At 67.9% G+C, this 23,736-nt stretch carries 20 protein-coding genes; 4 read left to right on the top strand and 16 right to left on the bottom strand.

The window, feature by feature from the left end; translation table 11 throughout:
- Positions 1-55: 55 nt before the first annotated feature.
- From eda to uxuA, 3 genes are read right to left on the bottom strand one after another with little or no spacing between them, the layout of a single operon-like run.
- Positions 56-682 (bottom strand): bifunctional 4-hydroxy-2-oxoglutarate aldolase/2-dehydro-3-deoxy-phosphogluconate aldolase, encoded by a 627-nt coding sequence (eda, locus tag G342_RS0109825; protein ID WP_018182965.1) that lies wholly within the window; start codon positions 680-682, stop codon positions 56-58.
- Positions 682-1,596: a PfkB family carbohydrate kinase gene (locus G342_RS0109820; RefSeq protein WP_018182964.1), complete on the bottom strand. Its 915-nt coding sequence runs from the start codon at positions 1,594-1,596 to the stop codon at positions 682-684. The genes eda and G342_RS0109820 overlap by 1 nt, the downstream gene beginning before the upstream one ends.
- Positions 1,593-2,798 carry a mannonate dehydratase gene (gene uxuA, locus G342_RS0109815; RefSeq protein ID WP_018182963.1) on the bottom strand — a complete coding sequence of 402 codons (1,206 nt, stop codon included), beginning with the start codon at positions 2,796-2,798 and terminating at the stop codon, positions 1,593-1,595. Before uxuA ends, G342_RS0109820 begins: the two co-directional genes overlap by 4 nt.
- Before the next feature lie 502 nt (positions 2,799-3,300).
- Between uxuA and G342_RS0109810 the strand changes: the two genes are divergently transcribed.
- Both G342_RS0109810 and G342_RS0109805 read left to right on the top strand, forming a co-directional pair.
- Positions 3,301-4,563, top strand: coding sequence for a metallophosphoesterase family protein (locus tag G342_RS0109810; RefSeq protein WP_018182962.1), 1,263 nt, complete (start codon positions 3,301-3,303; stop codon positions 4,561-4,563).
- Entirely contained in the window at positions 4,560-8,027 is a 3,468-nt protein-coding gene (locus G342_RS0109805; RefSeq protein WP_018182961.1) for an ATP-binding protein, read from the top strand. The genes G342_RS0109810 and G342_RS0109805 overlap by 4 nt, the downstream gene beginning before the upstream one ends.
- A gap of 263 nt (positions 8,028-8,290) precedes the next feature.
- Here G342_RS0109805 and G342_RS0109800 read toward each other — a convergent pair whose 3' ends face one another.
- From G342_RS0109800 to G342_RS23755, 11 genes are all read right to left on the bottom strand, one after another.
- Complete coding sequence (locus G342_RS0109800) at positions 8,291-9,571, bottom strand: cysteine desulfurase-like protein (protein ID WP_018182960.1); 1,281 nt, start codon at positions 9,569-9,571, stop codon at positions 8,291-8,293.
- Positions 9,572-9,613: 42 nt separating this feature from the next.
- Positions 9,614-10,363, bottom strand: a complete 750-nt coding sequence (locus G342_RS0109795) for a cyclase family protein (protein ID WP_018182959.1) — start codon at positions 10,361-10,363, stop codon at positions 9,614-9,616.
- Between the two features lie 5 nt (positions 10,364-10,368).
- Positions 10,369-11,544: an ABC transporter substrate-binding protein gene (locus G342_RS0109790; RefSeq protein WP_018182958.1), complete on the bottom strand. Its 1,176-nt coding sequence runs from the start codon at positions 11,542-11,544 to the stop codon at positions 10,369-10,371.
- Positions 11,541-12,590: a branched-chain amino acid ABC transporter permease gene (locus G342_RS0109785; protein WP_018182957.1), complete on the bottom strand. Its 1,050-nt coding sequence runs from the start codon at positions 12,588-12,590 to the stop codon at positions 11,541-11,543. Before G342_RS0109785 ends, G342_RS0109790 begins: the two co-directional genes overlap by 4 nt.
- Positions 12,587-13,489 carry a branched-chain amino acid ABC transporter permease gene (locus G342_RS0109780; protein WP_018182956.1) on the bottom strand — a complete coding sequence of 301 codons (903 nt, stop codon included), beginning with the start codon at positions 13,487-13,489 and terminating at the stop codon, positions 12,587-12,589. Before G342_RS0109780 ends, G342_RS0109785 begins: the two co-directional genes overlap by 4 nt.
- Positions 13,486-14,217 carry an ABC transporter ATP-binding protein gene (locus G342_RS0109775; protein ID WP_018182955.1) on the bottom strand — a complete coding sequence of 244 codons (732 nt, stop codon included), beginning with the start codon at positions 14,215-14,217 and terminating at the stop codon, positions 13,486-13,488. The genes G342_RS0109780 and G342_RS0109775 overlap by 4 nt, the downstream gene beginning before the upstream one ends.
- Entirely contained in the window at positions 14,204-14,989 is a 786-nt protein-coding gene (locus tag G342_RS0109770) for an ABC transporter ATP-binding protein (protein ID WP_018182954.1), read from the bottom strand. The genes G342_RS0109775 and G342_RS0109770 overlap by 14 nt, the downstream gene beginning before the upstream one ends.
- 83 nt (positions 14,990-15,072) lie before the next feature.
- On the bottom strand, positions 15,073-15,699 hold the full coding sequence (locus G342_RS0109765; protein WP_018182953.1) for a cysteine hydrolase family protein: 627 nt from the start codon (positions 15,697-15,699) through the stop codon (positions 15,073-15,075).
- A complete protein-coding gene (locus tag G342_RS0109760; RefSeq protein ID WP_018182952.1) occupies positions 15,696-16,499 on the bottom strand; it encodes an N-formylglutamate amidohydrolase in 804 nt (267 codons plus the stop codon). Before G342_RS0109760 ends, G342_RS0109765 begins: the two co-directional genes overlap by 4 nt.
- A gap of 1 nt (position 16,500) precedes the next feature.
- Complete coding sequence (locus tag G342_RS0109755) at positions 16,501-17,820, bottom strand: type I glutamate--ammonia ligase (protein WP_018182951.1); 1,320 nt, start codon at positions 17,818-17,820, stop codon at positions 16,501-16,503.
- 161 nt (positions 17,821-17,981) lie between these two features.
- Positions 17,982-18,890, bottom strand: coding sequence for a MurR/RpiR family transcriptional regulator (locus G342_RS23755; RefSeq protein WP_018182950.1), 909 nt, complete (start codon positions 18,888-18,890; stop codon positions 17,982-17,984).
- Between the two features lie 168 nt (positions 18,891-19,058).
- Between G342_RS23755 and G342_RS0109745 the strand changes: the two genes are divergently transcribed.
- The gene (locus G342_RS0109745; protein WP_018182949.1) at positions 19,059-19,733 is read left to right on the top strand and encodes a cysteine hydrolase family protein; all 675 of its coding nucleotides are present in this window, start codon (positions 19,059-19,061) and stop codon (positions 19,731-19,733) included.
- A 64-nt stretch (positions 19,734-19,797) separates the two neighbouring features.
- On the top strand, positions 19,798-21,189 hold the full coding sequence (locus G342_RS0109740; RefSeq protein ID WP_018182948.1) for an aspartate aminotransferase family protein: 1,392 nt from the start codon (positions 19,798-19,800) through the stop codon (positions 21,187-21,189).
- Positions 21,190-21,273: 84 nt separating this feature from the next.
- On the opposite strand, the gene G342_RS0109735 is transcribed toward G342_RS0109740, so the two are convergent.
- Both G342_RS0109735 and G342_RS23750 read right to left on the bottom strand, forming a co-directional pair.
- Positions 21,274-21,660: a DUF983 domain-containing protein gene (locus G342_RS0109735; protein ID WP_018182947.1), complete on the bottom strand. Its 387-nt coding sequence runs from the start codon at positions 21,658-21,660 to the stop codon at positions 21,274-21,276.
- Positions 21,661-21,868: 208 nt separating this feature from the next.
- Positions 21,869-23,734 carry an FUSC family protein gene (locus tag G342_RS23750; protein ID WP_018182946.1) on the bottom strand — a complete coding sequence of 622 codons (1,866 nt, stop codon included), beginning with the start codon at positions 23,732-23,734 and terminating at the stop codon, positions 21,869-21,871.
- Between the last annotated feature and the right edge of the window lie 2 nt (positions 23,735-23,736).

Raw genomic sequence — 23,736 nt, 5'->3', positions numbered from 1 at the left:
ATCGGTTTTCGGTAGTGCGAGGCCGGCCTGACGTGCCAGGCCGACCCGGAGCAATTCAGCCGCGCGCCGCGCGGATCGCGGCAAGCGATGCGGCCATGCGGTCGCGGATGGTCTCGGCCGAGCCGTCGGCATACATCCACGAGCCGCCGACCGAGGTGATGTTGCGGAGCTTGCCGTAGCCGGCGAGATGGGACTGCTGGATCTTGCCGCTCGGCATGAAGCTGACCGACGTGAAGATGCTGGCGAAATCGGCCAGCACCACCGTGCCGCCGGCCGGCTCGGCCGGGTAGAATTTCTGGAGGCTGAACCCAGCCGCCTGCGCCGCCATCACCTCGCTCGCCGTCTGGACGCCGGGCACCAGCGGGATCGGCCCCTTTTGCGCATGAGCGCAGACGTCGGGCGCGAAGCCGGGGCTGATGCCGAACTGCGCGCCGGCGTTGACGGCAGCGTCATAGTGGGCCGACGTCAGGATCGTGCCGGCGCCGACCAGCAACTCGGGGAAGCGCTGGCGACAGGCCTCGAGTGCTGACAGCGCGGCGTCGCTGCGCATGACGATCTCGATCGCCTCCGCGCCGCCCTCGGCAAGCTGTTCGGCGAGGGAGAGCACGAAATCGACGGAGCGCGGCTGCACGATCGGCACGATCGCGGCCCGGCGCAATCTGGGTTCGAGCGGGTTCGTCATCAGACCGGTTGTCCTTCCAGCATGGCTGTTGTCTCGGTGCGGGTGGGCGCGCCGAGGCGGCCGCCGAACTTCAGGCATTTGAGCGCGGCGGCGGCCGAGGCGAAGCGGATCGTCCGCTCCATGTCCCAGCCCTCGGCCAGGCCGACGGCGAAGCTGCCGTGGAAGACGTCGCCGGCGGCGAGCGTGTCGACTGGGGTGATCTTCGGCGCCGGCGTGTGGCGGATCGCGCCCGTCGCCTCGTCGCGCCAATAGGTTCCGGCGCCGCCCGCGGTGATGGCGACAAAGACGCCGGTGCGGGCGTGCAGCATCGACACCGCTTCCTCGACGGCGACCTCGCCGCAGAGGATCGCCGCCGCCGGCTCCGAGGCGACGATGTGGGTGGCGTGCGGCAGAAGATCCTCCAGGATCGGCCGCGCCGCGACGTCGATGTCGAGGATGGCGGGGATGCCGGCCTTCTTGGCGCCCTGGAGCGCCAGCGCGGCCGCGCCCGGCCAGCGCACGTCGGTCAGCACCGCGTCGAAGCCGGAGAGATCGAAGGGCAGGGCATCCGGCGGCGTCGTGGCGCGTGGATCGTAGAATGGCACGATCATCCGCTCGCCCGCCGCATCGACGAGGATGGTGGCGATCGCCGAGCGGGCGCCGGCGACGCGGCGCACGCCCGAGCAGTCGATGCCCTCGGCGGTGAGTTCGGCGGTCAGCTCCGTGCCCAGCATGTCGTCGCCGACGCTGGCCCAGAGCGAGACCACCGCGCCCTGGCGGCGCGCGGCGGTGGCGGCGCTCGACGCCATGCCGGCAGCGTTCTGCACCGCCTCGGCCGGGATGAACTTGCCCGCTCCGCGCGGCAGCTGCTCCAGGCGGAAGATCGTATCCTGCGTCAGCGCGCCGACGCACAGGATGCGGGGCGCTCGGCTCATTGCAGGGCCAGCTTGTAGCCGCGCTGATGCGCGAGCGTGGTCATGACGCCGCGTAGCTCCGCCAGGCCGCGCAGGCGACCGATCACCGGATAGCCGGGATGGGTCGGGCGCGTCACGTCGTCGATCAGGTCGTGGCCATGGTCGGGCCGGAACGGGAGGAGGGCGTTCGGCAGGCCTTCGGCGCGCCGGCGCTGCTCCTCTTCCATGAGGACGCTTATCACCGCCACCATGTCGACGTCGCCGCCGAGATGGTCGGCTTCCATGAACGAGCCGTCCGGCTCCTTCGTCACGTTGCGCAGATGCGTGAAGAAGATCTTGTCAGCGAAGCGCTTGGCGATGGCCGGAACGTCGTTGTCGGGATTGGCGCCGAGCGCGCCGGAGCAGAGCGTCAATCCGCTGGACGGCGACGGCACGCTCTCCAGGATGAAGGCGATGTCGTCGGCGTTCTTGACGATGCGCGACAGGCCCATGATGTCGCGCGGCGGGTCGTCCGGGTGGATCGACATCACCACGCCCGCTTCTTCGGCCGCCGGCAGGACGGCTTGCAGGAACTGCACGAGATTGGCGCGCAGCCTGGGATGGTTCATCTCGGCCTGCTCGGCGAGAACGCCGCGCAGCTCCTCGACGTCGTAACGTTTGAAGGCGCCGGGGAGGCCGGCCATGATGTTGGCGAGCAGCTGCGTCTTCGCCGCGGCCGGCGTGGTGTCCATCCACTCGCTCGCCCGCTGCAGCACGTCCTGGCTGTAGTCGCGCTCGGCGCCCGGCCGCTGCAGCACGTGGCAATCGAAGGCGGCGACCTCGTGCATGTTGCACTTCAGCGCGCGCGCGCCGCCGGGCAGCGGCACGGCGAGATCGGTGCGCGTCCAGTCGAGCAGGGTCATGAAATTGTAGCAGACGGTGCGGATGCCGGCCTGACCGAGATTGCGCAGCGTCTGGCGGAAATTCTCGTAGAGCCGGTTGAGATCGCCGCGGCCGAGCTTGATGTCGTCATGCATCGGAACGCTTTCGACGACGCTCCAGCGCAGCCCGAGCGACTTGTCCGCCTCGATGATCGCCTTGCGCTCGAGGATCGCCTCCAGCGGCCAGACTTCGCCATAGGGAATGTCATGCAGGGCGGTGACGATGCCGGTCGCCCCCGCTTGGCGAGCATGGGCAAGCGTGGCGGCATCCTTCGGTCCGAACCAGCGCCAGGTCTGTTCCATTCAATCCATCCCGCATCTGCGAATTGCATTCGGCGCCTGCCATCGGCCGTTCGCGCCCCTCCGGCCCGCTCGTCCGCAAGCCGGCTCGCATCTAAGTGTAGGCTACCATGGTAGTCAACTCGAGTTTTTTCGATGCGCGGTTTTCCGCTGGAGCAAGCAAGCGTGCCGGCCGGCGGCGGTAGAAACAGAGCTGGGGGTGGAAGGCAAAGCGAACCGGTGGAGGTATGGGCAGGGGCGAAGTGGCAGCGGGCGTGATCGAGGTCGCATCCAGGCGATGGCCGCTGCTGCGGCACCGGCCGGTGTGTCTCCGTCATGGCTTCGCCGAGAGCGAAGAGCGGCTGCGACCCTGCCGGATGGCGACAGGGGATGGTGGAGACGGTAAGATTGCGCGGCAAGCAAGCCGGTGCGACTGAGTCGTTTTGGTCGGTTGCAGGACAGGCCGATCGGCCGGCGCGGGATGCCCCGCAGCGTCGCGGGGCGGCGGGACAGGCCACGGGGATCCATGTCGTTTCGTTTCATTCATGCCGCCGACATCCATCTCGACAGTCCGCTGCGCGGACTGGCCCGGCGCGGCGAACTGGCCGGCGTGTTTCTCGAAGCCTCGCGGCGCGCGCTGGAAAATCTCGTCACGGCGGCGATCGACGCCAGGGTCGACTTCCTCGTCATCGCCGGCGATGTCTATGACGGCGACTGGAAGGACTATGCGACCGGGCAGTTCTTCATCCGCCAGATGGGCCGGCTGGCGCGCGAGGACATCCGCGTCTTCCTGATCCGCGGCAATCACGACGCCGAGTCGCTGATCAGCAAGACCCTGACCCTGCCGCCCAACGTGTTCAGCTTCTCGGTCCGCTCCGTCCAGACCGAGACGATCGAGCCGCTCCGGGTGGCGCTGCATGGGCGCGGCTTCGCCAATCGCCACGTGCCGGACAATGTCGCGCTGACCTATCCGGCGGCGAAGCCCGGCTATTTCAACATCGGCGTGCTGCACACCTCGCTGACCGGCCGCGACGGTCATGACGTCTATGCCCCCTGTTCGGTCGAGGATCTGCGGGTCGCTGGCTATGACTATTGGGCGCTCGGCCACATCCACAAGCGCGAGATCGTCTCGGACGAGCCGGCGATCGTCTTCCCCGGCAACCTGCAGGGGCGGCACGCGCGCGAGACGGGACCGAAGGGCGCCACGCTCGTCACCGTCACCGACGGGCGGATCACCAGCCTCGAGGCGCTGACGCTGGACGCGGCGCGCTTCGAGGCGGTCGAGATCGACACGGCCGGCATGACCGACCCGACCACCCTTTTCGCCGAGGCGCGGCGCGTCATCGCCGCGACGCGGGACGCGGCGGAGGGGCGGCCGCTGGCGCTGCGCCTGACGCTCACCGGCGAGACGGTGCTGCACGACTATCTCTCGGTGCAGGCCGAGCAGGTGCGCGAAGAGATGCAGGCGCTGGCCTGGGAGGCCGGTTCCGACATCCTGATCGAGAAGGTGCGCGACAAGACGGTTTCACCGCGCGGCGAGGCGCGGCTGTCGGCGCTGCTCGGCTTCGATGCCATCCTCGCCGATGTCGCGGCCGATCCCGCCTTCCGCGCCGATATCGCCCGCACGCTCGGCGAGATGCGGACCCGCACGCCCGGCGACGCGCTGGCGCAGCTGGAGGGACAAGGCGGCGACGCCGAGGCGCTGGCGGAGGCCGCCATCGAGACAGCGACCGAGGCGATCCTGGCTGCGCTCGGCCATGTCGGCAGCGAACCGGAGGGCGCGCGATGAAACTTCGTTCCCTTGGCCTCGAACGCTATGGCCGCTTCACCGACCGCGTGCTCGATTTCGATCCGAAGGCGCGCGTCACCGTCATCGTCGGCGCCAACGAGGCCGGCAAGACGACGGCGCTCGCCGCCGTCGCCGACGCGCTCTACGGCATCGAACGAACTTCACGCTACAATTTCCTGCATGATTACAAGTCGATGCGGCTCGCCGCGACGGTCGAGGCGCCGGATGGTCGCTCGCTCTCCTTCGCCCGCTTGAAGCGCCTGAACGCGGCATTGGTCGACGCGGAGAGCAACACACCGCTCCATGACGATGCGCTGGCGCCTTTCCTCGGCGCGCATGACCGCCAGGCTTTTCTCGACATTTTCGGGCTTAACCAGAGACGCCTGCGCGAGGGCGGCGAAAAGCTGCTCGCCGGCGGCGGCGACCTGGCGGAGACGCTGCTGGCGGCGGCCCCCGGGCTCGGCCATGTCGCCGCGCTGCGCGATCGCTTCCAGGAGAGCGCCGCCAAGATCTTCAATCCGGCGCGCAAGACGTCGAGCCACGCCTTCCATGTCGCCGTCGACAAGCGGGCGCAGGCGCAGCGCGCCATCCGCGACCAGGAATTGCGGGTCGACGAGGTCAAGAAGCTGCGCGACGAGGCCGAGCGGGCGGCCGAGGCGCGGCGCGCGGCGGAAGCGACGGAACGCGCCGCCGACATGGCCTTAGCGCGCGCCCGCGCGCTGGTGCACGGCGCCAAGGAATTGCGCATTCTCGACGCGCAGACGCGGGCTCGCGCCGAGCTGGGCACGCTTCCTGTCGTGCCGGCCGGCTTCGTGGCCCGGGCACGAGGCCTGCTCTCGGCGCTGGAAAAGGCGCAGGCGGCCGCGCAACGGGCCGGTGAGGAAGAGGCCGGAGCGCTCGCCGCGCTGCGGTCGATCGCCGTCGACGACGCGATCCTTGCTTTTGCGGAACGGATCGAAAGCGCGGATGGCGAGCGCGCGGCAGTCGAGAAGGAGCTTCTGAGCCTGCCCAACCGGCGCGCCGAGGCATCGGAAGCGCATGCCGGCCTGGAGCGCATCGCGCTGGCGTTGGGGCTCGCCGATGTCGATAGCCTGCGTGGCCGGTTGCCCGACATGCCGTTGCTGGCGCGGTCCGAGGCGCTCGTCGACCGCATGCGCGCGGCGGCTGTGCGCAGTGAGGCGCTGGCCCGCGACCGCGCCCGGCAGGCCGCCGATCGGCGCGCGGCCGAGGCGGCGCGGGCGCAACTCGGCCATGTCGCCGATCCGCTGCCGCTGCAGCGCCGGCTGGCGCAGCTCGATGGCGCCGAGGAACGCGAGCGGGCGTTGCGATCGCTCGATCACCGGCTGCAGGCGCAGCGCCTGCAATTGGGCGAACGGGTCACCCGTCTTGGACACGGCATCGCTGACGCCGAGGCGCTGGCCGCGCTGCCGCTGCCGGCGCTCGGCGTGGTCGAGGCGGCACTACGGGAGCTGAAGGCGGCGGCCGACTTGCTGGACCGCCAGCGCGAAGCATTCGCCACGCTGGAGGAACAGCGCGGACAGGCGGAGGCGCGGCTGGCCTCGCTGCTGTCGGGGCGCCCGGCGCCGACCGACGACGCCATCGCCGCCGCGCGGCGCGAGCGCGACGCGGCCTGGTCCGCCCTGCGACCGCTGGCGCTCGGCGAACGGCAGCGGGCGGAGGCCGATCCGGCGCTCGCCCAGGCAATCGACTGGGGGCTCCTCGCCGCCGACCAGTTGGCGGACGAGCGGCAGGTCGAGACCCAGCGTCTCGCCGAGCTGGCCCAGACCCGGCGCGATCTCGCCGATCTCGCGGTGCGGATCGAGACCAGCGGCAGGCGCCTCGACGAGGCGCGGGCGCGGCGCGAGGCGCTCGAGGCGGATTGGACGGCGCTCTGGGTTTCCCACGCGCCGGCGCCCAAGCCCGACGAGCGCGCCGTCGCTTTCCTGCGCGAAGCAGATGCCATCCGCCAGGCCCGCGACGCCATCCTGCATGAGGCGGCACAAGGCGCTGCCCAGCGCGAGGCGGTGCAGATCGAGCGGGTCGAGACCGAGCGGCTGCGGCAAGAGCTCGGCCTGCCGCCGCTTGGCGGCGCGCCGCTGCGCATGGCCGATCTTCGCGACGCCATCGCCGCCACCGAGGCCCGTTTCCTCGAGGCACGTGATCACGAGCGCGATCTGAAGCAGATCGAACAGGGCAAGGCCGATCTGGCGCTGCGGGAGCGCGACGGCGCGGCCGAGGCGGAAGCCCTCTCGGCCGAGGCGGGCGAGATCTTTCCGCGCCTCGCCATCCGTTCCGGCGCACTGGCCGAAGAAGCGCGCGCGGCGATCGATCTCTGGCGCGAGGCATCCCGGCTCTCGGGCGAGCTCGGCACGGCGGAACGGCGCGTTGCCGGGATCGAGCGGGATGAGGCGCTGTTCGCCACGCGTGTCGGCGAGCTGCTGGCGGATGCCGGCGACACCGGCTCCGACGGCGATGCCTTCGTCGCGGCCAGACGCTTGCGCGCCCGGCTGGACCAGGCGCGACAGGCGCGTTCGAAGGCCGATGCCGCCGGCGAGGCGCTGGCGCTGCGGCAGGCCGCCATGGCGGCGGCGAAAGAGGGCCTGCTGCGGGCGGAGGCGTCGGTCGCCGACCTTCTGGCTATGGCGCAGTGCGAGGACCCGTCGGCGTTGCCGGCTCTGCTCGATCATCTCGACCAGGCCGCCATCTGCGACGCCCGGCTCGCCGAAGCGCGGGAACGTCTCGACGGCGTGCGCGGGTCACGCGGCGAGGATGAGATCCGCGCGGCGATCGACGGCCGCGACGATGATGCGCTGGCGCTGGCCGCCGCCGAATTCGAGGCCGCGCATACCGATGCGCGAGGCGAGCGCGACGCGGCGATCGAGCAGGATACGCGCGCCAAGGCGGCGCTCGCCGCGCTGGACCGCCGCGACGGCGCTGCTGCCGCCGCCCAGGACGAGCAGGACGCGGTCGCCGAGATCGCCGAGGCGGTCGAGCGCTTCAGCCGCGACCATGTCGCGGCGCGGCTGCTTTCGGCGGCGATCGAGCGCTATCGCTCCGAACACCAGAACCCCATCGTCGAGCGCGCCTCGCGCGCCTTCGCGACGCTGACCGGCGGCCGCTGGAGCGGCATCGGCATCGACTACGACCAGGATCCGCCCCGCCTCGCCGCCCTGCGCGAGGGAAGGCTGTTCAGCCCGGATGCGCTCTCGGAAGGGACGGGCGACCAGCTGTTCCTGGCGCTGCGCATCGCCGCGATCGAGGAGCATGCGCGCCGCGCCTCGCCCTTGCCCTTCATCGCCGACGATCTGTTCATCACCTTCGACGAGGCGCGCACCGAGGCGGGCTTCCGCCTTCTGGCGGAACTCGGCGCGTTCACGCAGGTGATCGTCTTCACCCACCACGCCCATGTCGCCGACCGCGCTGTCGCCGTGCTCGGCGAAGAGGCGGCCGTGATTGAGCTGTAAGGGGAGATCGGCTTTCACCTCTCTTTAGGGAGAGGTGAGGGGAGGTCTTGCTCCGGCCGTTGCTCCACGCTCGCCGTCATCCCGGCGAAGGCCGGGATCCAGACGCGTATGCCTATGGTCGATAGGCTAAGCCAAGCTTTCCTCGCCGGTGTTCATGGGCCCCGGCCTTCGCCGGGGCGACGGTGCCTTGCCTACGGGACGCAGCCTGCATGGGGATCTCGGAGTTCTGCAAAGGCCTCAGGGCGAGGTGAACGCTCAGCGCTTCACCCCGCGACCGTCGTCCACTCGCCGAAGCTGGAGATGAACCGGTCGACCTCTTCCGTTGTGTTGTATTGCGCGAGGCCGACGCGGACGACGCCGCCCTTGTCGATCAGGCCGAGGCGGGTGGTTGGTTCGATGCCGTAGTTGTGGCCGTGCCAGAGCGAGATGTTCCTCGCCGCCATCGCCTTGCAGATCTCGGCCGGGTCGGTCCCTGCATAGGTGAAGGAGACGGTGGGAACGCGCCGCGCCAGCGTCTGCTTCTCTGTCAGGCCCTGGATTTTCAGTTTCGGGAAGGATTGCAGCCCTTCGATCAGCCTCGCCGTCAGGACGCGCTCATGCGCGTCGACGGCGTGCATGCCGGCGACGAAGCGCTGGCGCCGCGTCGACTGATCCGACGCGCCGCCGAAGGTGGTGCCGATCCATTCGAAATGCTCGATTGCGCCGCGCACGCCGGCGAGCGACTCGCGGTTGGTGGTGCCGGTCTCGAACTTGCCAGGCGGCGTGTTGGAGGCGGCGCGGACTTTGTAGGCTTCGAGTCTATCGAGCACCTCGCGCCGGCCCCAGAGCACCCCGTGATGCGGGCCGTAGAACTTGTAGGCCGAGCAGACGAGGAGATCGCAGCCGATCTCCTGCACGTCGATGACGCCGTGCGGGGCGAACTGCACCGCGTCGACATAGACCAGCGCGCCGACCGATTTCGCCGCCCGCGCGATCGTCTTCACGTCGTGGATCGTGCCGGTGACGTTCGAGGCATAGCCGATCGCCGCCACCCTGAGCCGGTCGGTGATCACACTGTCGAGCTGCGTCAGGTCGAACTCGAAGCTTTCGGGATCGAAATCGATCCAGCGCACGACCAGGCCCATGTCCTCGGCGAGCATCAGCCAGGGCGCGACATTGGCGTCGTGGTCCATGCGGGTGAGCAGGATCTCGTCGCCGGGCAAGAGATCGCGGCCGATGGCGCGCGAGATCGCGAAGGTCAGGGTCGTCATGTTCTGGCCGAACACGACCTCGCGCCAGTCGGACGCGTTGAAGAGATCAGCCATCGCCTTGTGCGCTTCCTGGGCGTTGGCGCCGGCGCGGAGCGACGTGTCGAAATAGCCGCCGAGATTGGCGTTGTCGTCGACGAGCGCCTGCATCATGCGGGCGATCACCCGGCGCGGCACCTGCGTTCCCGCCGGATTGTCGAAGAAGACGGGCGCGTCGGCCCGGTCGGCGATCGCCGGAAATTCACGGCGGATCGCCTCGATGTCCAAGCCTTCAGCAGCGGCGGCGCTGTCGCTCATGGCCGCTTCCTCCCGTTGTGATGTTGGTCTCGCTTCGCGTCGTCAGCGATGGATCGCGACGGCGCGGGCCGGGAAACCGGAGCCGCCCCGGACCTTGGGCCAGCTCGCCAGGATCAGCGCGCCGGCCTCCGGCACCTCGTCGAGCCGTGCCAAGAGTTCGATCTGCCAGCGGTCGAGCGACAGCACATAGTGCTCCAGCGCGTAGCTGCCGGCCGAGGTGGCGAGGCCGGGATCGGTGTCGATCTGCTCGTGGCCGATCGCCGTGATGCCGCGTTCGACGAAAAGCTGTTCCAGAACCTCGCGCGTCCAGCCGGGCGTATGGACAACGCCATCGTCCGAACGGTTGTAGAAGCGGTCGGAATCCGGCCAGCGCTTCCACCAGTCCGTGCGCAGCGCCACGAAGGATTTTTGCGGGATGCGGCCGTTGCGCGCCTCCCATTGGACGATGTCGTCCAGCGTCGGCGTGGCGTCGGCATCCGCCGCCACGCGTTCGCTGATGTCGAGAATGACGAGCGGCAGCAGCATCTCCGAGACCGGGAGCTGGTCGAGCGTCCTTCCACCTTCGATGAAGTGGACCGGCGGATCGACATGCGTTCCCCACTGGCCGACGATCCCGTAGCGATGGACCTGAAATCCATGGCCCTTGGAAAAGTCGAACAGCACCTCGCGTTCCTCATCCGGAAACAGGCCGAAGCGCGGCTGGCCCGGATGGAAGGCGTGGCTCAGATCGGTGAAGGTCGCGCCGGCGAGCCCGGTGTTATAGAGCTCCCAGAGGCTGCTGCTGCCGTTCATGGTGTCTACGGCTCCGGCACGTAGGCAGGCGCGGCTTCGCTGGCAAGCATCAGCTTACCGTCCTTGACGCCGATGACGGAGACGGACTTGTCCGGAACGGCGACGCCGGGGCGATAGGTGATGGTGCCGGTGACACCCGGCAGGCCCGACGTGGCGGCGATCGCATCGCGGATCTTGGCGGGTTCGGGCGAGCCGGCGCGCTTGATGGCATCGGCCATCAGCTTGACGGCGTCATAGCCGAGCGCTGCGAAGGAGTTCTCCGGGGCGTTGCCTGTCGCCTTCTTGTAGGCTTCGTTGAAGGCGGCGACCTGCGGGCTGGCTCCTTCGCCCATGAAGGCGTGGGTGGTGAAGTAGGTGTCCTTGGCGGCATCGCCGCCGACTTCAAGCAGCAGTGGCGTGTCGTAGCCGTCGCCACCGACGACGGGCAGGTTGATGCCGGCCTGGCGCAGCTGCTTCAGGATCAGGCCGATCTCCTCGGCGTTGGACGAGGCATAGATGAAGGCGGGTTGTTCCGGCAGCGCCTTGATCTTGGCGATCTGGGCGGTGAAGGTCTTGTCGCCGATCTTGTAGGTATCCTTGCCGAGCAGCTTGCCGCCGCCATGCTCATAGGCATTGACGAAATAGTCGGACAGCAGCGTCGTGTATTCCGTGCCGATGTCGGTGAGCAGATAGCCCGTCTTGGCGCCGAGCTTGTTGAGCGCGAATTCGGCACCGACGGCCGCCTGGACGTTGTCGCCGAAGGCAGCGAGGAAGACCTGGTCGCCGAGCTGGCTCGGCAGTTTGGGCGAGGTGGCGCCCGGCGTGATGAACGGGATCTTGGCCTTGTCGACCTGCGGCCCGATCGAGAGCACGCTATCGGAATCGGCAAAGCCGATGATGCCGACTACCTTGTCGCTGTCGATCAGCTGGCTGGCGACGGTCGAGATGACGGTGGCATCGCTCTTTGAGTCATAGGTCACGAGTTCGAGCGGGCTGCCGAGCACACCGCCGCTAGCGTTGATCTCGGCGATCGCCAGTTTGGCGCCGTTCAGCATCGGCCCGTCGAGCGAGGCCTGGACGCCGGTGACATTGGCCGGAAAACCGATCTTGATCGGATCGGCGGCATAGGCGCCGGTGGTGGAGAAGGCGAAGGCGGCGCCAAGGCCCAAGCCGATGGCCGCCCGTCTGGAGAGCTTCATCATCTGTCTTTTCCCTCTTTATGATTATTTTTCGCCGATCTTCCGGAGAGACCGAACGTCAGTTCGCGGTCTCCCATGATCCCCTTCGGCCGGAAGATCATGATCAGGATAAAGAGGAAGCCGAGCACGATCTGGCTGGCTCCGAACAAGGCCGGGACGGTGAAATCGCCGATGGTGAAGCCGCGCTCCACCGAGCGCAGCACTTCCGACAAGAGCGACACGCAGATGACGCCGATGATCGCGCCCGAGAGCGAGCCCATGCCGCCCAGCACCAGCATGGCGATCAGGTTCATCGTCATCGCGAAATAGAAGGTATTGGGCGAGAACGAGCCGAGATAATGCGCGTAGAGCGAGCCGCCGACGCCGGCGAAGAAAGCGCCGATGACGAAGGCGATCAGCCGGGCGCGCAGGACGCTGATGCCGACGGCGCTCGCGGCGATCGTGTCGTCGCGCACCGCCTTCATCCGTCGCCCGAACGGCGAGTAGACCAGCCGCGACAGCACGATCAGCGTGACGGCCAGCCAGCCGATGACCCAGGGCAGGGTGGTCGCCAGCGGCACACCGGTGGAGGTGCGCGCGCCGCGGGTAAAATCGGAGGCGTTGATCAGCACGACATTGACGATGATCAGGAAGCCCATCGTCGCGACCGAGACGAAATAGCCGGAGAGCCGCATCAGGGGATAGCCGACGATGACGGCAAGCAGCGCCGCGAAAAGCCCCGCCGTCAGCGTCGCCGGCAGGAAGGGCAGGCTGAACCAGTTGAGGAGGTCCGGCAGATGCGGCAGCAACGCCTTCTTCTGCTGCACGGTCAGCGACAGGATGCCGGCGGCATAGGCGCCGGCGCCGATGAAGCCGACATGGCCGAGCGAGAACACGCCGGTGAAGCCGTTCGAGAGCGAGAGCGACAGCACCAGGATGCTGTTCAGCGCCATCAGAAGCAGAATGCGGACGAAATAGTCGCCCATTACATGCGGAGCGCCGACGGCGATGATGCCGGCAAGCACCAGCGCCGCGCCGACGGCGAGCGGGATACGGAAATCGGCCTTCACAGCTTGATCTCCCGGTTCGGCTGCATGAGGCCGCCCGGCCGGAACAGCAGGAAGGCGATCAGGAGGGTGAAGACGATGGCGTCGCGATAGGGGACGACGGGGTCGGGCAGGAAGGCGACGATGAAGATCTCCAGCGCCCCCAGCATGTAGCCGCCGAGCAGCGCCCCCGAGATCGAGCCGAAGCCGCCGATGATCGCCGCGACGAAGGCTTTCAGCAGCGGCGTGAAGCCCATCTGCGGCTGCACGACGCCGGCCTGCGCCGCCCAGAGCACGCCGGCGAGGCCGGCAAAGGCCGAGGCGACGAGGAAGGCGACGATGATCAGCTTGTTGACGTCGAGGCCGACCAGCTGCGCCGCCGACATGTCCTCGGCCGCCGCCCGCATGCCGAGGCCGACCGTCGTGCGCGTGATGAACCAGCCGAGGCCGATCAGCGACACGAAGGTCAGCGCCACGGTCAGCACGTTGATGTTGGTGAAGGTGATGGCGCCCCCGGCGAGCTGCCAGGAGCTGTTCAGCATGTCCGGCAGCGGGAAATTGCGTGGCGACGAGGTGAACAGCAGGATGCCGAGATTTTCCAGGATGTAGGTAACGGCGAGGCTGGTCAGGAGCCGCGTCACGTCGGGCGCGTTGCGGATCGGCCGGTAGGCGATGCGCTCGATCAGGAAGCCGGCCAGGGCCGAGGCGAGGATGCCGGCAATCATCGCCGGGATGAAGGGCACGCCGATGGCGATCAGGAGCACTGTGGTGAAGGCGCCGACCATCATGACGTCGCCATGGGCGAAATTGGTCAGCTTCAGCACGCCGAAGACGATCGACAGCCCGACCGCGACCAGCGCGTAGAGGCTGCCAAGGCTGACGGCGTTGATCACCTGCTGGAGGATGTATTCGAACTGGCTCATTCGGCCGCCCCCAGATAGGCCTGCGCCACCCGGTCATCGTCGCGAAGCTCGGCGGCGTCGCCGGAAAGCGCCACCTTGCCGGTCCGGAGCACATAGGCGCGGTCGGCGAGATTGAGCGCGAGGGCAATGTTCTGCTCGACCAGCAGCATGGTCATGCCCTGACGCTTCAGTTCGGCCAGCGCCTCGAAGATGTGACGGACCAGGAGCGGCGCGACGCCGAGCGACGGCTCGTCGAGCAGGAGCAGGCGCGGCGCTGCCATCAGCGCGCGGGCGAGCGCCAGCTGCTGCTGCTCGCCGCCCGATAGCGTGCCGGCCAATTGCCGCCAGCGCTCGCGCAGGATCGGGAACAGCACGAACATTGTCTCGGTATCGCGGGCGACGCCGTCCGCATCGGAACGCGTGCAGGCGCCGAGCCGCAAGTTTTCCGCGACCGTGAGGCTGCCGAACAGCCGGCGGCCTTCGGGGCAGTGCGCGACGCCAAGCCGGACGATCTGCGGCGGCGAGCGGCGGTTGATGACGACTCCGTCGAAACGGATCGTGCCCGCCTTGGGGCGAGCCAGCCCGGAAATGCTGCGCAAGGTCGTGCTCTTGCCGGCGCCGTTCGCCCCGACCAGCGCGATCACCTCGCCCTCGCGCACATCGAGCGAGACGCCCTTCAGCGCGCGCACGGCGCCGAAATTCACTTCGAGATCGTCGATCTGCAGCAGGGGGGCGTCAGCTGTGACCAAGATACGCCTCCCGCACGCGAGGATGGTTGCGGACTTCTTCCGGCGTGCCGACGCAGATGACCTCGCCGGTTGCGAGCACCTGGATCCGCTCGCACAGCCCCATGATCAGGTCCATGTCGTGCTCGACGACGACGACCGCGACGCCGAACCGGTCGCGGATGGCGCGGATCAGGCCGGCCAGCACCCTGGTCTCGTTGGAATCAAGGCCGGCGGCGGGCTCGTCCAGAAGCAGAAGTTCTGGCTGCGTCGCCAGCGCGCGGGCGATTTCGAGCCGCCGCTGGTCGCCATAGGGGAGGTCGGCCGCGAGGCGATCGACCTGGCCGGTGAGGCCCATCAGGTCGAGGAGGTCCGACGTCACCGCCTCGGCGGCTTCGACACGCCGGCGATAGAGCGGACCGCGCACGACCGAGGCGATCGGTCCGATCGGCTGGCGGAGTTGCGCCGCCGCCAGCACGTTCTCGCCAACCGTCAGCGTGCCGAACAGGCGCGAGCCCTGGAAGGTGCGAGCGATGCCGAGGCCGACGATGCGCGAGGTGCGCATGCCGACGATGGAGCGGCCCTTGAACTCGATCTGGCCGGAATTCGGCTGCGAGAAACCGGTGATGAGATTGAAGAAGGTGCTCTTGCCGGAGCCATTCGGGCCGATGATGCCGACGATCTCCCGCGCCCGCAACGTGATCGCCTGATCCCGCAGGGCGACGAGCCCCCGGAACGACTTGGTCAGTCCCGTTGTCCTGAGCAGGATCTGCTCGTCCGGTCTGCTATCCCGCAATGCCAAACTCGACCCCTTCTCGAGAATTCGTGTCCCGCAGCGATGTGTTCGGGCGGCCGGGCCATCGGCTCGCCGCGATGGTGTCAGCCTGTTCCGTTCAAGAGTTCGTCGACGAGCGTCGTGGTGTCTTCCTGGCGGCAATAGCCCTTGAAGGCGGCGAGCGCGTTGTCGTGTCGTTCGCGGCTGTCGGTGGTGCAGGCGTCGACCGGGCAGATCATACGGAAGCCGCGATCGGCGCCGTCGCGGACCGTGTGGTCGACGCACTGGTCGGTGAGGAAGCCCGTGACGATGACGGTATCGATGCCGATATTGCGCATCAGATATTCGAACACGGTCGAGTTGAAGAGGCTGGACGAGGTCTTGGGCAGAATGATCTCGTCGTCGCTGGGGCGCAATTCCGCGATCACGCGCGTCTCCGGCGAACCGGGCGCGAAATGGAAGTTGGTCTGCTTGTAGTCGAGGCTGCGGTCGCGGCCATCGCGCGTCAGGCTCTCGATCACAGTGAAGACGATCTCGGCGCCACTCGCCCGGCCGGCGGCGATCAGCCGTGCCATGTTGGGAATGGCCGTATCACGGGCGCTTTCGAAGAAGTAGGGACGCGCCGTCGCCGCGCCGGGATGGAAAATGCCGTCCTGCGTGTCGATGATGAGGATGGCGGTGCGCGCCGGTTCGACAGGCGTCAGCCGCTGCAGGATGGGCGCGCCGCTCATGTCGGATCGCCCGTGAAGGTGCCGTAGGCCTGCGAGAGCACGCGCTCGAGACGTTCCGCCCATTCGGCCTGGCCCTCGGCGCCGGCGATCAAATCCTGCCGGATCTCGAACTCGACATAGGGCAGGCCGCGTTCCTCGCCATGGACGGGAATGGAATAGTCCTTCGCCATGTCGACGCCATAGGGCTCGTTGCGGCCGACGACGACGCCCTCTTCCTCATCGAGCTCCGCCAGCACGGGCAGGGTGAAGCGGGTGTCGGCGCCATAGCAGAGCCCGACATGCCAGGGGCGGTCGAACGGCCGCGCCCGCAGCGACGGCGTGAAGGAGTGCATCGAGACCAGGATGGTCGGAATGCCGGCCTCGGTGCGGGCGTCAAGGATGGCGACGATCTGGCGGTGATAGGGCTCGGCGATCTCGCGCAGGCGCAGCGCGCGCGCTTCGTCCGAAAGGCCGGCATTGCCGGGAATGACGGTGCCGTCCGAGACCAGCGCGATGCTGTCCGGCGAGGTGGTGCGGCGGTTGCATTCGACGACCAGGCGCGAATAACGCTGGAACACCAGCGGCGCGTCGAGGCGGTCGGCGAGGCGCTCGGAGACGCCATGAATGCCAATGTCGATGCCGATATGGCGATCGAGCTCGGCCCGTTCCAATTCGAGCCCGTCCAGCATCGACGGCACGGCGTTGCCGGCATGATCGCAGATCAGCACGAAGGGCGAGGCGCCGCCCGGGTTGCGAAGGCCGACCGGCTCGGGATCGTCGGGGCCGAGCAGCCGATGCGCATCGCGGCGGGGGGCGGTCATGTCAGTAGGCCCGCGCATAGATGCGGCAGAGCTCGTCCATGTCGATGCCGGCGGTCATGTCGAGTTCTCCGCGCTTGTGGATCAGATAGGCGTTGGCAAGTACCGGCCCGAGCCAGCCCATGGCGGCTCTGTCGGCCTGCAGCGCGTCGAGCGCCTCGGCGAGCGTTCGGGGCAGGTCGCCGATGCCGCGCTCATCGCGCTGTTCCTGCGTCAGGGTGCCGGGATCGCCGCTGGAAAGGTACGGCGCCGGCAGCTTCTCACGGATGCCGGCGAGGCCGGCATGCACCAGCATGGCCAGTTGCAGATAGGGGCTGGCGGTCGCGTCGGCGGCGCGGAATTCGAGATTGAAGCGCTTGGCGACGTCGACGCCCTCGACCTCGGGATAGGGGCAGATCCGCAGCAAGGCCTCGCGGTCGCGATCGGCGAGATTGGCGTAATAGGCCGACCAGGAATGCGGCTTCAGCCGCTCGTAGGAAATGGCGCTGGGGGCGGCGATGGCGCAGAGCGCCTTGGCGTGTTTCAGGATCCCGGCGGCGAAGGAGGCACCGACCGGGCTCAATTTGCCGGGGCCGTCGGCGGCATAGGCAACGGGCTTGCCGGCGGCGTCGATCAGGCTGAAATGGATATGGACGCCATTGCCGACGATGCCGCGCGTCACCACGGGCGAGAAGGAGAGATGGTGGCCGTGCCGGCGCGCCACCGAGCGGCCGATTTCGCGCAGCTTGACCGCCTCGTCCGCGGCCTGCAGCGCCAGCGCCGGATCGACGGTGATCTCGTATTGGCGCGGGCCGTATTCCGGCAGGAAGGTATCGGGCGACAGGCCGTTGGCGCGCAGCGCGCCGATGAAATCGCCGATGAAGGGTTCCAACCCGCGCAGCGAACTGGCGGCATAGGAATCGCCGGGTCGTTCCTCGCCGCCGTCGATCCAGAATTCATGCTCGAAGCTGGCCAGCACCCGCAGGCCGGTCTCGGCTTCCAACTGGTCGAGCGCCGATTTCAGGAAACCGCGCAGACAACAGTCCCAGCGTTCGCCAGCCATGGTCAGGATGTCGCCGAGCACCATGCGCTCGACCGGACTGCCATCGCCATAGTCGAGCGTGATGTCGCCGTCGGGGATCGGCACCAGCATCAGATCGCCCTCGGCGCCGAAGGGCGTCGCCGGGATGCGGCCGAGGCAGTTGATCATGATGTTGGTCGGGGTCCAACCGACACCGAAGCGGCGCCGGCTTTCGAGTTCGCGCGCCGGAAAGCCCTTGCCACGAACCTGCCCAGCGATGTCGCTGCAGCAGACTGTGACGATCGTCTCACGCTCGATCGCCATTCTTCCCCCGATGCCCTCTGCGTCATGCCCGCCGTCGCACGGGTTGGACCCGCGTCTGCTTCCGGTGCGTAAGGACGCTAGCATGCGTGACGAAAATTTTACAAGGCGCGCATTTAGGCGATGAAGCTGTAATTTTTCGCAACGTGAATGGGGCGTTCGAACTAGGGCATTAGCTTTGTTCGAACAGCCTCGATGGTCTCGAAGCGGGCGCGGCCGATCGGCCATTGCCGGGCGTCGATCGACAGCGCCAGCGTCTCGACCAGCGCGATCAGGCCGATCAGGCTGTCCCAAGGCGAGGGCAGGTCGACCTGGGCGCGGATGACGATATCGGCGACCTGGGCGACGTCCGACATCCAGCGATCGGTGAACAGGGCGACAACCGCGCCGCGTTCCTTGGCGATCTCGGCCGTGCGGATGGTGTCTTGCTGGTAGCGGCGGATATCGAACAGGATGACGACGTCGCGCTTGCGCAGGTCCGCCAGCTCATCCGCCCGCCGCGACAGCCCGGCCGAGAACAGCCGGACGCGACTGCGCATCTTGCGCAGGTGGAATTCCAGATGCCGCGCCGCCGGATCGGTGAAATCGCCGCCGAGCAGGAAGATCTCGCGCCTTTCGTCGATCAGAAGATCGGTCAGCCGTCCGATGTCCGCCGGGCTCGCCATGGCGAGCGAGTTTTCGACCGTGGTGACGAGGCTGCGGGCGAAATCGGCGAAAGGTGCGGATTTGCCGTCGGCATGCGGGCGGGTCAGCGGGTATTCCGCCTGCGCCTCCATTTCCTCGCGCAGCGCGCGGCGGAAATCGGCATAGCCGGCGAAACCGAGCTTGGCGACGAAGCGCAGGATGGTCGGCGCGCTGACCTTGGCGCGCTCGGCGAAAAGTGCCACCGTCTCCATGCCGGTGGTCGGATAGCGGGCGAGCAGGGCGCGGGCGGCGCGCCGTTCCGCTTCGCTGAGCGAGGCCATGCTGGCGGTGACGCGGTCGGCGAGCGTCGGCTTGTCCGTCCGGCCTCCGGCGGATGGGTCGCCCGGAATGTCCGGCTGGATGCTGGCCGTGTCACGCGTTTCTGTCATGCCGTCTCCCCCTGCTCAGCGCAGAATAATCCAATAACATTCAGGCGGCATCTTCCCAGAACCGTAATCCTCATTACAGTACCAGCGCGTCAAGCCAAGCCTCGTATTTGGCCAGAACCGTCTCTTGCCCAGTCCCGTCTCTTGCCTCGTCTCTTGCCGGAGTTGCTGATGACCGTCCTGCCCCCGATCGATGCCCCGAACGGCGCCTATCGCGAACGAAACTTCGTACCGGCGCGGACCGCCCTGCTCAATGTCGACATGCAGAACGGCGAGTTCAACGACGAACTCCTGGCGCGCTCGCGCATCGACGGCACGCCGGAATCAAAGAAGCGGCCCTTCTACGAGCGTATCGCCGACACGCTGATCCCCAACCAGGCGCGCCTGCAGGATGCGGCGCGCGCCGCCGGCATCGAGGTGATCTTCACCGTCATCGAGAGCCTGACGCTGGATGGTCGCGACCGCGGCCTTGACCACAAGATCTCCGGCCTGCACTGGCCGAAGGGTTCGTGGGAAGCGAAGCCGATCGAGGCGGTCGGCCCGCGCGGCGACGAGATCATCATCCCCAAGACGGCGTCGGGCATCTTCAACTGCACCAACATCGAATATGTGCTGCGTAATCTCGGCATCGAATATTTGGTGATCTACGGCGTCGTCACCGACCAGTGTGTCGAATCCGCCATCCGTGACGCTGCCGATCGCGGCTTCCTGGTGACGCAGGTCGAGGATTGCTGCGCCGCCGACGCGCCCGGCAACCATGAAGGCTCGATCGAGGCGATGCGCGGCCATTATTGCCGGACCCGTACGACCGACGAACTGATCGCCGAGATCCAGGGCGGCGCCTGATCGCTGCCACTCATCCAGAAGCCGCGCCGGGGCTTGCGCCCGCGCCTTTCCCCGAAGGATCGACATGTCCGAACAGCCGACGCTCTCGCACAATGAACTGCACGCCTGGGATAGGGATCATTTCTTCCATCCCTCGACCCATATGGCCCAGCATGCACGCGGCGAAACGCCGAACCGCATTATCGCCGGCGGCGAGGGGGTCTACATCACCGATGTCGACGGCAAGCGCAGCCTCGACGCCTTTGCCGGCCTCTATTGCGTCAATGTCGGCTATGGCCGGACCAAGATCAGCGCGGCGATTGCGCAGCAGGCGTTGCAGCTGCCCTATTACCACGCCTATGTCGGCCATGCCTCGGAGCCGTCGATCCGCCTCGCCAAGATGGTGATCGACCGCGCGCCGGCGCATATGAGCCGCGTGTTCTTCGGCCTTTCGGGTTCCGACGCCAACGAGACCAACATCAAGCTCGTCTGGTACATCAACAACGTGCTCGGCCGGCCGGAAAAGAAGAAGATCATCTCGCGCTGGCGCGGCTATCACGGCTCCGGCGTGATGACCGGCAGCCTGACCGGCCTTGCCGCATTCCACAATCTGTTCGATCTGCCGCGCGCGCCGATCCTGCATACCGAGGCGCCGTATTTCTTTCGTCGCGAGGACCGCAGCCTGACGGAAGAGCAGTTCTCGCAATATTGCGCCGACCGGCTGGAAGAGATGATCCTGTCTGAAGGGCCCGAGACCATCGCCGCCTTCATCGGCGAACCGGTGCTGGGCACTGGCGGCATCGTTCCGCCGCCGGCCGGCTACTGGCCGAAGATCCAGGCGGTTCTCGACAAATACGACATCATCCTGATCGCCGACGAGGTGGTGACGGCGTTCGGGCGGCTCGGCGCGATGTTCGGCTCCGATCATTATGGCATGAAGCCGGACCTGATCACCATCGCCAAGGGCCTGACCTCTGCCTATGCGCCGCTCTCCGGCGTCATCGTCTCGGAGAAGCTCTGGCGCATTCTGGAGCAGGGCTCCGATAATTTCGGCCCGATCGGCCATGGCTGGACCTATTCCTCGCATCCGCTCTGCACGGCCGCGGGCGTCGCCAATCTCGAAGTCGTCGACGAGCTGGACCTCGTCAACAACGCGCGCGACGTCGGCGCCTATTTCCGCGGCCGCCTCGCCGACGCGGTGGCGGACAAACGCATTGTCGGCGACGTGCGCGGCGAGGGGATGCTGGCGGCGGTGGAGTTCGTCCGGGATCGCGACGACCGCGCCTTCTTCGAGGCGTCGGAGAAGGTGGGGCCGCGCATCGCGGCGGCGCTGCTCGGGCAGGGTGTCATCGGCCGCGCCATGCCGCAGGGCGACATCCTCGGCTTCGCGCCGCCGCTCTGTCTGTCCCGCGAGGAGGCGGACATCGTCGTCGCGGCGACGGCGAAGGCGATCGATGAGATTGCCGCCACGCTCTGACAGGTCGATACGGTCCAGAAAAGAGGCCCGGTCATCCTCGATGGCCGGGCCTCTTTTCTATTTCTCAATCGACGTTGGAACCGGCTACTGGTCGATCCGGTTCAACTCCTTGCCGCCTTCGGCGCGATGCAGATATTGCGAGCAGACCAGCCAGCCCTTGATGGGCCGTAGCAACAGCAGGGTCGGTATCAGCAGGATCGGCAGGGTCGTGAACAGGTGAACCCAGAGTGGGACCTCGTATTTGAACTGGATCCAGAGCGCGAAGATCACCGCCGGGATCGCGCCGATCAGCTGGGCGAAGAAGGCAGGGCCGTCGGCCGGGTCGGCGAACGCAAAATCGAGGCCGCACACTTCGCAGGCAGGCGCCATCTTCAGCCAGCCACTGAAAATGTGACCGGACTGGCAACGCGGACAACGCCCGGCAATGCCAAGGCGGAAGGCAAGGCGATATGGGGTTTCGGTTTCGCTCATGGCGATCCTTTGGGAGTTTCAGACAGGCCTGACCTGCCGGACGGAATGGCTCGCTGGCTTCGGGACGACCCTGGCGATTTCAGCCGGAGGCGGGCAACTCTGCTGGTCGCGCCTGCCTTTTGATCTCCGATGCTGAAAATATAGTCGCTTTCGACAGGCGATGCGAGGCGACGAAATGTAGCCGCGACAGACCTGCGTCTTGACGAGACTAACGGCCGCCGACGACCAGTGAATCGCGCAGGTTCTGGATCTCGGCGGCGAGGAAGGGCGGCAGGGCATCCGGCAGGTCCGGCCTGCCGCGATTGCCGACGGCGGAGCGCAATGTCTGCAGCGCCTGCCGCGTCATCGCCTCGCCACCGTCGCCAAACAGCGTCTGGCCCATGTCGGGCGCCGCCTGGGCGCCGCTATCCTCGATCGCCCAGCAGGTCGACAGGACCCGATAGGCGAGGCGCTGCGTGGTGACAACGGCCGGCCACATCTGCTCGGCCCCGGAACCGTTGACGGGCGAACCGCCGGCGCTCCGGTCATAGGCCTGCAGCAAGGCGATCGTGCGATGCTCGAGATCGCGACGCAGGCGGCGCGCCATGGGGGTCGTGACCTTGCCCGCCGCCATCGGACCGATCACCGCCTCGATGGCCGAGAGCGTCAGCACCAGCTCGGCGCGGACGCGCGACGTCGTCTGCCGGGGCAGCGAGAGGCCGAACACGGCGAGACCGACCAGGCAGCCGATCACGGTATCGCTGCCGCGCACCCAGAGCAGATGCGGAACATCGGCGACCGGGTGACCGCCGGACGCGATGGTCAGTGCGGCGGCGGTGATGAAGATCACCGCCAGCGCATAGTTGCGGACGACGGTCATCTCGATGATGAACTGCAGGATCATCATCGTTGCCGCCAGCCAGAGACCCTCCGGATGAACGGCGAGGATGACGCCCGCCAGCAGCAGGCCGACCAATGTGCCGCCCATGCGCTCGACGCCGCGCTGCAGCGTGCGGGCCCAGTCGAGGCCCTGATGCAGGATCAGCATGGCGGCGGCGATGCACCAATAGGCGCGCTCCAGCCCCAGCATTCCGCCGATGGCGCCGGCGATCAGCGTCGCAACGCCGACCCGCGCCGTCACGACCAGGGCCGGGGACCATGGCCGAAACGCCTCGCGGAAGGAATCGAGCACGCCCTGATGGCCGAGCGGCACATGACCGGGGTCCGTCCGCTCCGTGCCGGGGCGCGGATTGAGCGCCTCGCGGGCCAGTCCGCGCGCCCGTTCGGCGACCGAGGGCTGGAGCGGCGCGCTGGCACTCATTGCGTCGGCGTACATCAGGTTCAGCTCGCGGCCGATGGCGCGAAGCCGGCTGAGTGTGCCGTCCGGCCGCGGGCGGGCCGGCTGGTGCGATACCAGCGTCGTCCAGGAATCCTGCATGGCGAGCGCCGCGCTGTGGCGCGCCACGTCCTGCGCCGGTGTGCCAACCGCCTCGATGAAGCGGGCCACGGCGTCGCCGGATTTGGCCACGGCCTGACGCTCGGGCCCGCGCGGCGACACCAGCGCGCCGGCCATGTGGGCGAGCCATGCCAAGGCGCCGCCGGAGAAGACGAGGGCGGCGGTGTGGAAGATCGTCAGATGCGGCGCGTGGATTGCCGTGCCGGCGGCGCAGGCGAGGGTGAACATGTAGGCGCCGGGTGGCCCGACCCGGAGCGCGTTGCAGATGAAGGTGGCGACGACGGCGATCAGGACGATCGCCGGAACGACCAGCCAGGGGATCTGGGCCGCGAAGACACCGAGGCCGACGGCGAGCGCGAAGGAAAGCGCGATGACGGCGAGATAGAGGGCGCGGTTGAGATAGGGCCGATCGCTGCCGAACAGCGCGGTGAAGGCGCCGGTCGTCGCCATCAGTCCGGCTGGCGTGTCGCCCAGCGCCCAGCCGATGATCACCGGCGCGCCCATGCAGAGCGCCGCGCGCGTGGCAAAAGGCCAGCGGCCCTTGGCTTCGCGCAGTTGAAACATCATGCCGAGGGTAATGGTGCTGCGCGGCGGCGGCGGCGGAATGGGCAGGGCCGGTGAGGAGTAGTCGGGTGTCATGC

The organism is Kaistia granuli DSM 23481, assembly GCF_000380505.1.
Lineage (GTDB): Bacteria > Pseudomonadota > Alphaproteobacteria > Rhizobiales > Kaistiaceae > Kaistia > Kaistia granuli.
Note: the sequence above shows the minus strand (reverse complement) of the source record. Positions and strands in the feature narration are given on the sequence as shown.